Origin of the sequence: Acinetobacter sp. AOR14_HL (assembly GCF_027855175.1) — a bacterium.
Taxonomy (GTDB): domain Bacteria; phylum Pseudomonadota; class Gammaproteobacteria; order Pseudomonadales; family Moraxellaceae; genus Acinetobacter; species Acinetobacter calcoaceticus.
Window position 1 is genome coordinate 204,022 of the sequence record NZ_JAKTII010000005.1, and the last position, 13,984, is coordinate 218,005.

Annotated in this window: 11 protein-coding genes and 1 tRNA gene; 9 read left to right on the plus strand and 3 right to left on the minus strand. The window is 38.1% G+C overall.

Features of this window, described 5'->3' with window-relative positions:
- Nucleotides 1-61: 61 nt before the first annotated feature.
- From MKL38_RS06080 to rpmE, 4 genes are all read left to right on the plus strand, one after another.
- On the plus strand, nt 62-2,248 hold the full coding sequence (locus MKL38_RS06080) for an AmpG family muropeptide MFS transporter (RefSeq protein WP_270902808.1): 2,187 nt from the start codon (nt 62-64) through the stop codon (nt 2,246-2,248).
- A 2-nt stretch (nt 2,249-2,250) separates the two neighbouring features.
- The gene (gloA, locus tag MKL38_RS06085; protein WP_003650472.1) at nt 2,251-2,652 is read left to right on the plus strand and encodes a lactoylglutathione lyase; all 402 of its coding nucleotides are present in this window, start codon (nt 2,251-2,253) and stop codon (nt 2,650-2,652) included.
- 134 nt (nt 2,653-2,786) lie between these two features.
- Nucleotides 2,787-3,758 carry a bile acid:sodium symporter family protein gene (locus MKL38_RS06090; RefSeq protein ID WP_171252330.1) on the plus strand — a complete coding sequence of 324 codons (972 nt, stop codon included), beginning with the start codon at nt 2,787-2,789 and terminating at the stop codon, nt 3,756-3,758.
- A gap of 193 nt (nt 3,759-3,951) precedes the next feature.
- Nucleotides 3,952-4,176 carry a 50S ribosomal protein L31 gene (gene rpmE, locus MKL38_RS06095; RefSeq protein WP_003650476.1) on the plus strand — a complete coding sequence of 75 codons (225 nt, stop codon included), beginning with the start codon at nt 3,952-3,954 and terminating at the stop codon, nt 4,174-4,176.
- Between the two features lie 63 nt (nt 4,177-4,239).
- Here rpmE and MKL38_RS06100 read toward each other — a convergent pair whose 3' ends face one another.
- From MKL38_RS06100 to epmB, 3 genes are read right to left on the minus strand one after another with little or no spacing between them, the layout of a single operon-like run.
- Nucleotides 4,240-6,351 (minus strand): EAL domain-containing protein, encoded by a 2,112-nt coding sequence (locus MKL38_RS06100; protein ID WP_270902809.1) that lies wholly within the window; start codon nt 6,349-6,351, stop codon nt 4,240-4,242.
- Entirely contained in the window at nt 6,348-8,093 is a 1,746-nt protein-coding gene (locus tag MKL38_RS06105; protein ID WP_151744674.1) for a GTPase, read from the minus strand. The genes MKL38_RS06100 and MKL38_RS06105 overlap by 4 nt, the downstream gene beginning before the upstream one ends.
- 15 nt (nt 8,094-8,108) lie before the next feature.
- Entirely contained in the window at nt 8,109-9,125 is a 1,017-nt protein-coding gene (gene epmB / locus MKL38_RS06110) for an EF-P beta-lysylation protein EpmB (protein ID WP_270902810.1), read from the minus strand.
- Between the two features lie 73 nt (nt 9,126-9,198).
- On the opposite strand from epmB, the gene efp reads away from it, so the two are divergent.
- From efp to MKL38_RS06135, 5 genes are all read left to right on the plus strand, one after another.
- On the plus strand, nt 9,199-9,768 hold the full coding sequence (efp, locus tag MKL38_RS06115; RefSeq protein ID WP_004643557.1) for an elongation factor P: 570 nt from the start codon (nt 9,199-9,201) through the stop codon (nt 9,766-9,768).
- Nucleotides 9,769-9,932: 164 nt separating this feature from the next.
- Nucleotides 9,933-12,029 (plus strand): carbon starvation CstA family protein, encoded by a 2,097-nt coding sequence (locus MKL38_RS06120; RefSeq protein WP_270902811.1) that lies wholly within the window; start codon nt 9,933-9,935, stop codon nt 12,027-12,029.
- Nucleotides 12,029-12,334 (plus strand): YbdD/YjiX family protein, encoded by a 306-nt coding sequence (locus MKL38_RS06125; RefSeq protein ID WP_005045994.1) that lies wholly within the window; start codon nt 12,029-12,031, stop codon nt 12,332-12,334. The genes MKL38_RS06120 and MKL38_RS06125 overlap by 1 nt, the downstream gene beginning before the upstream one ends.
- A gap of 168 nt (nt 12,335-12,502) precedes the next feature.
- Nucleotides 12,503-12,579, plus strand: a tRNA-Val gene (locus MKL38_RS06130).
- 235 nt (nt 12,580-12,814) lie between these two features.
- Complete coding sequence (locus MKL38_RS06135; RefSeq protein ID WP_270902812.1) at nt 12,815-13,984, plus strand: hypothetical protein; 1,170 nt, start codon at nt 12,815-12,817, stop codon at nt 13,982-13,984.

Genomic DNA, 13,984 nt, shown 5'->3' on the forward strand with positions numbered 1-13,984 from the left:
TTTGCATAAAGAATCTTGAAAGCAATTGTAAGAAGGGTTTGAATAGGCACATTTATAATTTATGGAAAATAAAAAACGAATGACCACACAAGCTTCGGGTTGGGTCTCGGCTTTTAAAGCATTTTTAGATCGCCGTGCATTAATTATGCTGTTCCTTGGTTTTTCTGCTGGAATTCCAATTTTATTAATTTTTTCTAGTCTCTCTTTATGGCTTGGAGAGGCAGGCATTGATAAAAGTGCAGTCACTTTTTTTAGTTGGGCGGCTCTAGGTTACTCTTTTAAGTTTGTTTGGGCTCCTCTCATTGATGAGTTACCTGTACCTGTTTTAACTAAAATGTTAGGCCGAAGACGTGCTTGGTTGTTAATCGCACAGTGTTTGATTGTTCTTGCTATTTGTATTATGGCTTTTTCTGATCCAGCTTTAGGTCAGAGTTATCTGGTTCAAATGGCAGTAGGTGCGGTGTTGCTTGGTTTTTCAGCAGCAACACAAGATATTGTGATTGATGCTTACCGTATTGAATTAGCAGAAACAGAAATGCAAACAGTGTTGGCATCTACCTATAATGCTGGTTATCGAATCGGAATGATTGTGGCTGGAGCGGGGGCATTATTTCTAGCTGCACATTTGGGGACAGCTAAAGGTAATTACATTTACGAAGCTTGGAAAATGACTTACTTAACCATGGCAGCGGTTATGTTGGTCGGTATTGTAACGACTTTGCTCGTTCGTGAACCTCAGGTAAATCGTGTTTATAAAAACTATAAAAGTAGTGATTATTACCGTTTGGTGTTCGTGTTTTTTGTTGCCGTTATTTCATTTGTAGTCACCTATATTTATTCTGGACAGATAACAGATGCAATCTCGCAAGCTGGAAGTATAAAAGACAACGCAGCATTATTTGGTTTAGAAGCTTTAAGATTTTTAACGGCGACAGCTTGTGCCATTTTTGTGGGCTATTTACTGGTTAAATTTGGTGTAGTTAACCAACAAATGGCTAAAGAGACATGGATTGCACCAATCTTAGATTTCTTTAAACGTTATGGTGTCAAACTTGCATTAGTCTTATTACTCCTCATTGGTTTCTTCCGTATTTCAGACATTATTGCGGGTGTTATTTCCAATGTTTTTTATCAAGACCTTAACTTTAGCAAAGAACAAATTGCTGAAGCAGTCAAAATCTATGGGGTGATATTTAGTTTAATAGGTGGCTTCTTAGGTGGCCTTTTAGCACAGCGTATAAACATTATGAAGCTTATGTTTGTCGGTGCAGTTTTGGCAAGTTCTACAAATTTAATTTTTATTGGATTGGTAAAATCTGGACAGCCATTAGATTCAGTTGATGTAAAAGTTGGTGAGCAAAGCTATAAAGTTCAGCCCGATGAAGTAGGTTTGTGGAAGCTTGCGGTACCAAGTTCTAACTTTAATGGAGTGAAACAAATTGAGGTGAAAGCTGCTTATGCCACACAAAATGGTGTAGCACCTGTGACTCGTACTCAGCCATTACTCACTACTGAATTAACCCAATCACCTCTACAAATTTTACCGATCATGGGTAATGATCAAATCTATTTGAAAGAGGGAGAAAGGAGTATTGTGATTCGAGGGCAATACTTTGGGCAAGCTTTAACCCCTACACAAAAAATCATAATTAGTCTTGATGGGCAAAATTTTGATGCAAAAATGTCAGATGAAAAAGGTATTTTTAGTGCAGCAATTGATGCGAAAAAATTAGCTTCATCGGCAAGTAAAGAACTCAATGTAGCTGTAGTAGACGGTGAACGGAAAATACTTTCTGCATCTCATCCATATGCTGTTAGCTCAAATCTAAAAGCAGCAAGTGAATTAGATGTAAATATTGAACCCTTAGCTTACGTTGACCCGCTTTCAGGTCAATCAGTTGAAATCAGCGGTAAGGTGATTAAACCGTATAGTTCTTTATGGCTTTATTTTGCCATTATTGTCGACAACTTGGCTTCTGGCTTGGCTGGTGCAGCATTTATTGCATTCCTTTCAAGTTTAACGAGTGTGTCGTTCACAGCTGTTCAATATGCGATCTTTAGTTCACTCATGACGCTTACACCAAAACTTTTGGGTGGATATTCAGGTACCATTGTCAGTAATATTGGATATCCAAAATTCTTTTTGATGACCACTCTTATTGGTATTCCAATCTTGATTTTAGTGGTTTGGGTTGGAAAACTGCTAAAAGATCATCAAACACATGAATCAGAAAAGGCAGGTGAATAAACATGCGAATGCTTCATACAATGTTGCGAGTAGGCAATTTAGAACAATCTTTAAAGTTCTATACCGAAGTATTAGGAATGAAGTTACTTCGTAAGCGTGATTATGAAGAAGGGCGCTTTACACTGGCATTTGTTGGTTATGGTGATGAAGAAACCAATACTGTGCTTGAACTCACACATAACTGGGATACTTCAAGTTATGATTTAGGCAATGCATACGGCCATATCGCTATTGGCGTTGATGATGCTTATAAAGCATGTGAAGAAATTAAAGCACGTGGTGGTAAAGTCGTGCGTGAAGCTGGCCCAATGAAAGGCGGCGTAACGGTTATTGCATTTGTTGAAGATCCAGATGGTTATAAAATCGAGTTGATTCAACAAGATGCTGATGCCAGAAATAACTAAATAAATGACTTAGGTGATTTAAGATTTAGGTCTTAAAAGTCTAGCTTTATTTTTAGAGCCCAGTATGATGAATATCCGACCGAATGGTCAATTTATCAACTGGGTTTTTTATTTATCTAAAATAATCATAGGATGTGGCTATGTTGAAGTTATTGGCACTTGATCGATTTACAATTTTGTTGGTTGGAATGGTATTACTAGCAACATTTTTTCCAGTCAGTGGTCAAGCAGCGCAATATTTCAATACACTCACCACGGTCGCGATTGCAATATTATTTTTTTTGCATGGTGCGAAGCTGTCTCGTGAGGCTGTAATTGAAGGCATTTTGCATTGGAAAATGCATTTACTTGTATTCGCATTTACTTTTTTTGTTTTCCCAGTGATTGGTTTGTTGGCTAAGCCGATTCTGTTACCTCTACTAGGTCAGCAGCTGTACTGGGGTTTTCTGTTTATGTGCTTTCTACCCTCTACGGTTCAATCTTCTATTGCATTTACATCAGTTGCAAAAGGGAATGTGGCGGGAGCGGTCTGTAGTGCATCTTTTTCAAATTTGATTGGTATGTTTATTACACCAGTTTTGGTTAGCTTTTTTATTTTAGGCCAAAGCCAACATGGGTTCGATCCGACTGCTTCAATTATACAAATTACATTGTTGCTTTTAGTGCCATTTATTTTAGGACAAATATTACGTCCTTATATTTTTCCCTATATGGCAAAAGTACCAAGTATTGTTAAAGCTTTCGATCAAGGCTCAATTTTGATGGTGGTCTATGGTGCATTTAGTGGGGCAGTGGTCGCAGGGCTTTGGCATCAGGTGAGCTGGAAAACCTTACTTATTTTAACGGTTGCTTGTTCAGTTCTTTTAACCATCATTATGCTATTAGCACTTTATCTACCACGTGTTTTTGGATTTAACCGAGCAGATCAAGTCACGGTTTTCTTTTGTAGCTCAAAAAAGACACTGGCAAGTGGTGTGCCGATGGCGCAAATCTTATTTATTGGTCAGCCTTTAGGCATGATTGTGTTACCTATTATGATCTTTCACCAAATCCAATTAATGGTTTGTGGGGTAATTGCAAATTACTGGGCTAAATCTAAAGATTAATTCGCAAATAAAAATTATTTGACGTATAATCTTGTCCACTTGTTGTGCTTAGCTCTAACCCTAGAGGTTTCGGTGGGCCAAAAGAATGGTCTGTTGTGGTGTTGATCTGCTCATTTGAGCCTGTCCTCAACTTAGTTGAGAGTGATCAATTGCGATGGCAGCTTAAGCCTTTCTAAATTAGGAGTAATCGACGATGCGCGCCGATATTCACCCAAAATATGCAACACTAGTAGCAACTTGTTCTTGCGGTAACGTAATCGAAACTCGTTCTGCTTTAGGTAAAGACACTATCTACCTTGACGTATGTTCAGCTTGCCACCCATTCTACACTGGTAAGCAAAAGAATGTAGACACTGGTGGTCGTATCGACAAATTCAAACAACGTTTTTCTGGTATGTCTCGCTCTATCAAGCGTTAATACTGCAAAACGAAACAAAAAACGGGCTTTATGCCCGTTTTTTGTTTGTGGACGACAAGACCATTATTGGTCTTGTACGTCTGTTAATCGATCAAGTTTTTTCTGGAAATAACGACCTTGTAAGAAACGTGCTTCCACATTCCAAGCGTTAGCAAATAAGTTCATATCATCAAGATCGGCAAGTAAAATCCCTACTGGTTTTACAGTCAAATAGTTCAAAACCTTTTCTTGTAATTGCGCTAAACCAGCATCTGAGTTTAATAGCTCTGTCTTCTTCGATTGCAATTTTAAATATTGAACATCAAGTTGTTGCAATATCGATTCACTATAAATAGAAGATGTGAAATCCCGAATTGAAATTTCTGCGCCGTGTTGACGTAGGCGAGCTATTTGTTGCTGCACAATTGCAAGATGTGGCTGAATCGCTTGTTCTGAAAATTGTAGAACCAATGGGCTTTCTTGCTTACTACCAATAATGGTGAGTAATTTCGAAATCAGCTCAGGGAATGATTTATCTTTGAGTAAGATATCAATATTCAAGTTAATAATCAGTTTAGCTTTCGGGTACTGCGTAATAAAATTATGTAGCTGCTTGCTAGCCTCAACCAAGATCCAACGGTCTAATTGAATAGAAAGTTCGCTATCATCTTTTAATGTGGCTAAATCGTTTAAGTCGTGCCACTGTTCATCTGCAATAAAACCGCTAGTAACTTCATAGTTATGGGTTTCTTGATCATGCTTATCATAAATCTGCTGATATTTTAAATGGATTTCACCCCGTGCTAACTGTTGCTTTAATTGTTGCAATAGAGAGGATTGCACAGGAGCATCAACATTCTGAAGGCTTAGATCAAGTGAGATAGAAGAACTAGTAGTCTCAGGAGAGATAATATCGATAGTTGGCACTAACTCAATTTCTGATTTCGCCTTAGGTAGCTCTTGCTGACTTGTTTGATCGAGTAGCTTTGCAAAACTAGCTTCATCTAAAGGTTCAGTAATTTGCGCATAACTCAGCTTAAACTGGATCGAGTAGTTAAGCTCATTAATCGGTAATAAATGCTCTTTTTGCAAACTTTGCAGACTAGCCAATTGGGAGTTAAGGACTGTACTGTTTTCGGCTTGCAAAACGCCAAGATATGCTCCAAGTTCAAGATTGAAAATCGGCATTTGTGCTTGTTCTTTCAGAAAACTTTGCAGCTGATTAAAATATTGTCCAGGAGTTTGCCAATCGAGTTGAAATACACGTTCTGGGCACTGACTTAATCTAAATAAAACCAATGCATTCGCTTGAGCAGGGTGGGTTGATAGCTGTCGATTAATCTGTTGCCAAGGCGTAATTAACCCATAGCTCTTTTCAGAAAAAACTGTATTTGCGGGTGTTTGCAAATCCAGTTGATAGTCAATGGTTAACTGTACGGCGTCTTCTTCCTGACTAGGAATAAATTCAAGTTTTAAAGCATTATTACCTGAAATTGCGGCATGCTGACTCTGGATTTCAAAACGCGCCTGATCAAATTGACCTAATGAAATCTTCTTAAACCTTTGTTTAAAAATATTTAAATCATTGGGTTGTAAAACATCTAATATCGGCAGGCCAATAATCTCTTCTTCTTGCTTAAAGCCAAAAAGTTTGAGGTATTCTGTATTTGCCTTAACGTGCATGCCTTCTTGAAAAAGGGCAACTGCTTTATGGCTGTTATTGACCAATGTTTGTGTATGAGAGTGAATAGTCTCTAGTTCACTCGTCAGGCGTTGCTCAGTTTGCAATAAATGGCTATACGACAAGGTTCGAATAAGCGTGATATAAAAATAATCTAATGGTTCTAATGGAACTACATCATAAATACCTTTATGAATATAAGCCTGATATTGCTGAGGTTGATAGTCTTCAGGTTGCAATAACAAAACAGGTAAATGTGGCTGCTCAGATGCTTGAATAAGGGAGAGGGTTTGTTCAATTTTTAGGTCATATGCACGACCAAAAATAATAGCATCCCAAGGCGTATTTAACTGTTTTTCAAAACTTTTTAGGTCATCAAGCAATAATGCCTGAACTTGATAATCATTCCCCAATAATAAATTTAAAATCTGGTTATAACGTAGCTGGTTGTCATCAATAATGAGTAAACGTGTTTCAGTACGTTTTAACTTTTTAGATAATAAAGAGTTTCTCACTTTAGTGCTTCCCATAAATCTTGACTGCTAGAGTTGCTATTCTTTTTCATCATGAACTGATCAAGCAGATTTTGTTGCTGCTCATTCAGAAGTTCGAAATGAAATTGAATAAAACTTTGAGTAATGAGTTGTGCTTTGAGTAGATACACTTTGATTTCTTCTGTCCCCAATCGTAAATGAATTGTTTGTTGCTCTCTAAAAATTTGTGACCCCGGTAAAATCAGCGTATTTTGTATTTCTTCTAGGTTTTGTGTTTGTAGTAATAGTGCAGGATGATAATTGCGAGTATGACGCTCAGCTTGAATATGCACTGCGCAAGGGAACATGGCCTGTGACAAAATCTCTAAACCTAACTCTAGGCTTTTTTCTGTCGACTGCTTAATCCAGCGGATTACTCCACCACGCCATTGTCCATGCAAGGTTTCTTTAACTAAAATATATTCACCGGTTCTTAGATTTTTCGGTGCCTCGCCAGACCATTTAATACGATATCCATTGACACTAATATCGAGAACAGTGGTTTGATAAATGGTTTTGCTTTCACGACTTAAGCGTTGATAGGATGTCGTTTGTTGTTCTTTTTTCTCTAAATTGGATAGAACTTTAGATTCACTTTGTAAGTTGTAGTTATTGTTAAGTTGTAGCGTTTCTTCAAAGTTTTTTGCTTTCGAGAGATAGAAATGAGCTGTACTTAAACCGAAACAAATTTGTAGCTCTGCATTATATTCATAACGTTCATGACGACGTTGAGCCGTAGTACCTAAAATAGTTTGAACATGAAACTTTAAAGCTGGACTTAAATAAAACTTTTCATTTTTGGAAATATATTGCGCATTTTTATGCATGGTTGCAGTGACATGCTCAAGTAAAGCCTGTGTGCCTATAAAAATGTTTGGGCTAAAGTTAGAGCTGCGTTTGGTGTTATAAACCGGCGGATGATCTTTATTTGGGTCGACCACATATTTCGTTAATGCTGTGTCTTTCGGCAAAATATGAATCATTCTTGCCCAATCAAAACTACATTGAAATAATGCCTGAATTTCTGACTGACGAATTTGGTTCGTATTTAAAATATCGAGCAAAATCAGCTGAGCATAAGCTTGAGTAATATTTGCTAAAGGGTGATGTACACCCTGAATATGGTTAATATTTACCAGATGATATTTATGCTGAACAGCAGTTTCATAAAGTTGATGTGCAATTAACCATTGTCCTTTGACCGGTTCACTATAGAGCATATGCTGCTGATATAAGAGACTGGTTAATTGTTGCAGCGCATGGAAAGTCGATAAAGTACGTGCCGTTTGCAAATTCTTTTTTTGTTTATAGGCAAACAGTGAAAATTTTTGATGCTGTAATTGCTCATGGCTATTTTTAGCAATATTTAAATAAATACTGGCAAAATAGCAACGGAGCAACATTGCTAATTCAATAATGTGTTCATTACGGTCTGTGCTAATAACGCCTTGGTTAAAAAAGTTTTTTTCTAGGCTTGCAAGAACGTTATTAATGGTGGGATGAAGCGTTTGTATGAGATCGAAACGTAAGGTCTCACTACATTTTAATTCATTGAGCTCTAAAATGGCTGTGAATAATGCTTTTGACGTATCGCCGAGTTGCATAATAGAAAGGGTAGTGACCCATTCATTAAGATCTTTAATATTGGCTTCACAAAAGCTTAACCGTTCACGAGTGAGTACGGTTTGATTGTGAAAAATGTCCGATAGTGCATTATTCATCATCACTTATTATATAACTCAAAATGTTGTTGCCCCAAAAAGCGGTGTTTTATTCTTTTCGCCCGCAATTTCCCTGACGAGTTTAGGAACCAAATACCCCGGTAGGTTCGCTAACACATCACGATATATATCATCTATCTCAGATGGTACTAAATCAAAATGTTGTGCACCTTTTACTTTATCTAAAACATGTAAGTAATAAGGCATAACGCGAGCTTCAAATAAACGATAACTTAAATCAATTAATGTTTGCGCAGAATCATTAACACCTTTAAGCAACACTGCCTGATTAAGTACAGTAATGTGCTCGGCAGATAACTGCAACAATTTTGAACAGGTAAAGTCATCGAGTTCAGAAGCGTGGTTTGAGTGTACCACCAGAATAATACGCAGCCTACTGTTTTTTAATAAAGAAATTAGCTCTTCGTCGATACGGTTTGGAATAACAATTGGAACCCGTGAATGAATTCTCAGAATCTTAATTTGTTTGAGAGATGATAAACGTTCTAGCCAAAGTGCTAATTTACGGTTAGAAAGCGTAAGAGGGTCTCCACCACTTAAAATGATTTCATTAATGTGCGGATTCGCTTCAATGTAATTTTTAATATTTAGCCAATCATCATTTTTCGGTAAATTTTCTTGATAGGGAAAATGACGACGGAAACAATAACGGCAATGTACGGCGCAAGCACCCGTCAAAGTCAGTAAAAAACGTGATTGATATTTATGTAATACACCGGGTAATTGATTTGCTGCTTCTTCACCTAAAGGGTCAGTTACAAATTCAGGATGTTCCTCAAGTTCTAAATGATGAGGTAAAACCTGTAGTAAAAGCGGGTCAAAAGGGTTTTTAACGTTCATTTTTCCGACGAACGCGCGAGGAACCCGTAATTTAAACTGTTCAGAAGCCAGAATCGCACCTGATAATAGCTGATCGGTGGATAACTCGAGTAGGTTTAGCAACTCCAAAGGATCTGTAATAAGGTCACTCAGTTGCGATTGCCAGTTTTGCTCTTGGTATAAATAGTTTATCATTTGACACGATTAAGATAATGCAACAACGCATTATATCGCATAGTTGACTTGTTAAGTTTGGAGTGTGCCAGTCATGGCCAATTATTCTACAAATGATTTCAAGCCGGGCCTTAAGGTCATGCTTGACAGTAACCCATGTTCAATCATGGAAAATGAATACGTAAAACCAGGTAAAGGTCAAGCGTTCAACCGCGTAAAATTACGTAACCTTAGAACTGGTAAAGTTTTAGAAAAAACTTTTAAGTCTGGCGATACTGTAGAAGCGGCTGACATCGTAGAAGTAGAAATGGACTACTTATACAATGATGGCGAGCTTTGGAACTTCATGGATCCTGTAACTTTTGAGCAAATCGCTGCAGACAAAACTGCAATGGGCGATGCTGCTAAATGGTTAAAAGACGATTCAAATGAAAAATGTACTATTATGTTGTTCAACGGTGTGCCTTTAACTGTAAGTGCACCGAACTTCGTAGTATTAAAAATTGTTGAAACTGATCCAGGTGTACGCGGTGATACATCTGGCGGTGGCGGTAAACCAGCTAAGCTTGAAACAGGTGCGGTTGTTCGTGTTCCGTTATTTGTTCAGCAAGAAGATAGCGTTCGTGTAGATACTCGTACTGGCGATTATTTAGAGCGTGCATAATAGTTAAAAAATAAACTATTATCGAAGGGATGATGTAAATCATCCCTTTTTTTATGCGAAAGTATAAGAGGAAAAAAATTAAAGGAGGAGTACAGTCACAAGGATTTGATAGAACAGTACATAACAATATAAAAATGCTGTAGTTATTTATTGAGAGGTTAAGAATGGACACAATGCAAGCGAAATCTACGCTTCCCTCCAAGCTGGTCTGGAGCCTAGTGGCAATTATAGGTGCAATTTCTTTTGGGATGCTGGCACTCAGTCGTGGTGAACATGTCAATGCGGTTTGGCTTGTACTTGCTGCAGCATGTGTATATAGCATCGCATATCGATTTTATAGTCTATTTATTGCAACTAAAGTATTTGAATTAAACCCAAGACGTTTAACCCCAGCACATCGTTTAGCCGATGGTCTGGATTATGTTCCCACCAATAAATACGTACTTTTTGGTCATCACTTTGCGGCAATTGCCGGAGCGGGACCATTAGTCGGGCCAATTTTAGCTGCACAAATGGGTTTTTTACCAGGGACAATCTGGCTACTGGTCGGTGTGGTTGTCGCAGGTGCAGTACAAGACTTCTTAGTTTTATTTATTTCAACGCGTCGAGACGGTCGTTCGCTTGGTGAAATGGCAAAACAGGAACTGGGTTCTTTTGCTGGTATCGTTGTAATGCTTGGCGCGCTTGGGGTAATGATTATTATCCTTGCGGTATTGGCTTTAGTTGTGGTTAAAGCACTTGCCCATAGTCCATGGGGTGTTTTTACTATTGCAGCGACTATTCCAATTGCATTATTTATGGGCGTTTACATGCGATTTATTCGCCCAGGACGTATTGCTGAAGTTTCTATTATTGGCTTCGTGTTAATGATGCTTGCCATTGTTTATGGTGGACATGTTGCAGCAGATCCATACTGGGGTGAGTTTTTTACCTTAACCGGAACACAGCTCACATGGTGCTTAATCATTTATGGCTTTATTGCTTCAGTATTACCTGTCTGGTTATTGTTAGCGCCACGTGATTATTTATCAACTTTCCTTAAAATTGGTGTCATTCTCGGTTTAGCAGTCGGTATTATCATTGCATTACCTGAATTAAAAATGCCAGCAGTGACTCATTTTATTGATGGTACTGGTCCTGTTTTCTCGGGTAGCTTATTCCCATTCCTATTTATTACCATTGCCTGTGGTGCGATTTCTGGTTTCCATGCGCTTGTATCGAGTGGAACGACACCAAAACTCATTGATAATGAAGCTGACATTCGTGTGATTGGTTATGGTGGCATGCTCATGGAGTCTTTCGTCGGTATTATGGCGATGATCTGTGCAACTGTCTTAGACCCAGGCGTGTACTTTGCAATTAATGCACCCGCGGCTGTACTTGGTACAACTGTAGAATCAGCGGCAGAAGCGGTTCGTAATTTAGGATTTGTCGTTACTCCTGAAATGTTAACAGTGTTGGCACAGGAAGTCGGAGAAACTTCGATTTTATCGCGTACAGGTGGTGCACCTACATTTGCAATTGGTATGGCACATATCATTTCGGAAATTTTCAATAGCCGTTCAATGATGGCATTTTGGTACCACTTTGCTATTTTGTTTGAAGCATTATTCATCTTAACTGCTGTAGATGCCGGAACTCGTGCTTGTCGTTTCATGGTGCAAGACACAGTGGGTATTGTTATTCCTAAGATTAAATCTTCTAGTTCATTCTTGGGTAACTTAGTGGGTACAGCAGTTGCAGTCGGTGGATGGGGATTCTTCGTCTATCAAGGTGTGATTGATCCATTAGGGGGTATCAATTCATTGTGGCCTTTATTTGGTGTTGGTAACCAAATGCTGGCTTCGATGGCACTCATTTTGGGTACAGTCATTCTGTTTAAAATGAAAAAAGAAAAATATGTATGGGTGACAATCATTCCAACAATTTTCTTATTCATTACATGTATGACTGCGGGTTGGCAAAAGATTTTCCACGAAAATCCAAAGATTGGTTTCTTAGCGCAAGCGAATAGGTTTTCAGATGCGATTGCTCGTGGTGAAATATTAAAACCAGCCAAAACACTTGAAGAAATGCAGACGATTGTGATGTCAAATCAAATCAATGCTGCACTTTGTGGCTTCTTCATGATCGTTGCGATTGTGATGGTGATTGCTGCGATTGGTATTGTACGCCGTGCGTTAGCAAGTCCGACACCGACTGTAAATGAATCCCCAGCTGTATATGCTGATCCTGAAGTGATCACCACGCGAGGAGAGTAATGATGAATTTTAAATTTGCAAAAAATGGAACTGTCATTATTGCGAAAATCATTAAAATGACGGTGCTCTCACAAAAAGAGCTATTGCTCTCTCCAAAGAACTGGTCACGCATTGCAACACTGTGGCAGCGTTTGCAGCAAAGCTTTCGCTTGATGGTTGGAGTGCCAGATTATCAAACGTATCTGGAACACATGAAGGCTCATCATTCTGATTTAACACCAATGGATGCTAAAACTTTCTATCGCTATTGTGTCGATGCGCGTTATCCATCGGCTGGCGGTACTTTAAAGAAATGCCCTTGTTAAGTTGGGTTTGATATTCAGCTAATGAAAACGGTATGTGGTTAAACCATGTACCGTTTTTCTTTTTTGGGAAATGAAAAAAAGTTTGCTTAAAGTCTGCTCATTTGTATTTTTTTCAATTGAAAATCACTTGTTTTGCTTTTGAAAAATGAATATGATGCTTTCCATTCTAGGTGTATAGCTCAGTTGGTTAGAGCGCTACGTTGACATCGTAGAGGTCTCCAGTTCGAGTCTGGATATACCTACCAAGATTTATAAAGGGTTTACATAGTTTCAATACATGTAAACCCTTTTTTTATGCCTGTTTTCTTCATTTATATTTGGCAGAATTAGTAATCCAAACTCGATTATTAGTCATTCCTTGACTGAGAATACAACTGCGAGACGTAATCGATAATTTAAAGCCATTTAGGGGGCTGTATTATTTCATTCTAGTTTTTCATTAAAAATTAAAATAAACTATTATAAAATAAGGGGAAATAAATGAAAAAACTATTTTTATTAGCAATTTTATTGGGGTTGTCGGGATGTGGGGATAATAATGAGAGTAATTCGTCTCAATCTAATACACGCACGGATTTATTACAAACGACTGAATTAGCAAAACCAACTGTATCTAATTACAATTTAGCAGCTTCTTCACTAATGATGAGTTCGGCAATAGCACCATTAGGTGGATGGTCTATTACTAATTCAACTGTCATGGGCGCATCGACATTAATTGATGCTGCTAAAGATACTAGAGTTTCTGCAGCATTAGTAACACCTAATGCGAAGCAAGTAGCAGAAGTATTACGTGGCGGGGTAGCTGGAGTTGCCTTAGCTATTGCAGTTGATCAGTTACTTGATGCAGTTGATTGGGTAATGGATTCAGCGAATAATCAAATTAGGTATCAAAAAAAAGATCCAATAAAACCACCTAATTTCCCTTATTACTACAAAGTGGCTGGGGGACTTCCGAATTATCAAATTTATGCAGCAAACAAAGAACAACTTTGTAGTAGAACAACTGCGATTTTAAATACTTTATATAGTACTATCAAATTCAAGTTTACTGGTATTACCGGTGATACGGTAGGTTTATGCACATATCAAGTAACTAATACTCAAAGTGGAACTCAATCTGATGGTGGTATTCCATATTCACTGGTACAGAATGTAAATTATGACCCTACGAAACCTGAGTTCACTTTACCCCTTGAAGCCGTAGCTGAACAAGTTATTTCCAACGCAGATACTGGTAGTTTAGACGCTCAGGTTGCAACTAATGCTGCAACGCAAAATATTTTAAATGATGTTGTACAAGCAGAACCTGTTGTTCAAGAGCTTGAGAATAATGCTAATAATAACTGTCCAAGTGGACTTACTAATGGAAAGGGCGATTGCTGGGTTTGTTCTAGAGAGTCTTACACACCTATAAGGGCTAGAGTAGTCTATGCTAAAGGCGTTACTAATGGGCTAGGGAAATGTAGTGCTGGCATGAATTCTAGTCAATTGCTCACTAGATATAATGCTTATACTGAGCTGGGAACTGCTAGAGATGCAGAGAATGCGTGCTGGTCTCCACAAGATCAAGAACATTTAATTCAAGCAAGAGCGGCTAAAGCAACCGCTAATGATTGTAAAAGCTATCTAGGTGCTTTAGGACAATAA

Coding starts and splice junctions, on each gene's coding strand:
- gloA (WP_003650472.1), top strand. CDS start 2,251: ATGCGAATGCTTCATACAATGTTGCGAGTAGGCAATTTAGAACAATCT.
- MKL38_RS06125 (WP_005045994.1), top strand. CDS start 12,029: ATGATGAATTTTAAATTTGCAAAAAATGGAACTGTCATTATTGCGAAA.
- MKL38_RS06120 (WP_270902811.1), top strand. CDS start 9,933: ATGGACACAATGCAAGCGAAATCTACGCTTCCCTCCAAGCTGGTCTGG.
- MKL38_RS06135 (WP_270902812.1), top strand. CDS start 12,815: ATGAAAAAACTATTTTTATTAGCAATTTTATTGGGGTTGTCGGGATGT.
- epmB (WP_270902810.1), bottom strand. CDS start 9,125: ATGATAAACTATTTATACCAAGAGCAAAACTGGCAATCGCAACTGAGT.
- rpmE (WP_003650476.1), top strand. CDS start 3,952: ATGCGCGCCGATATTCACCCAAAATATGCAACACTAGTAGCAACTTGT.
- MKL38_RS06105 (WP_151744674.1), bottom strand. CDS start 8,093: ATGATGAATAATGCACTATCGGACATTTTTCACAATCAAACCGTACTC.
- efp (WP_004643557.1), top strand. CDS start 9,199: ATGGCCAATTATTCTACAAATGATTTCAAGCCGGGCCTTAAGGTCATG.
- MKL38_RS06080 (WP_270902808.1), top strand. CDS start 62: ATGGAAAATAAAAAACGAATGACCACACAAGCTTCGGGTTGGGTCTCG.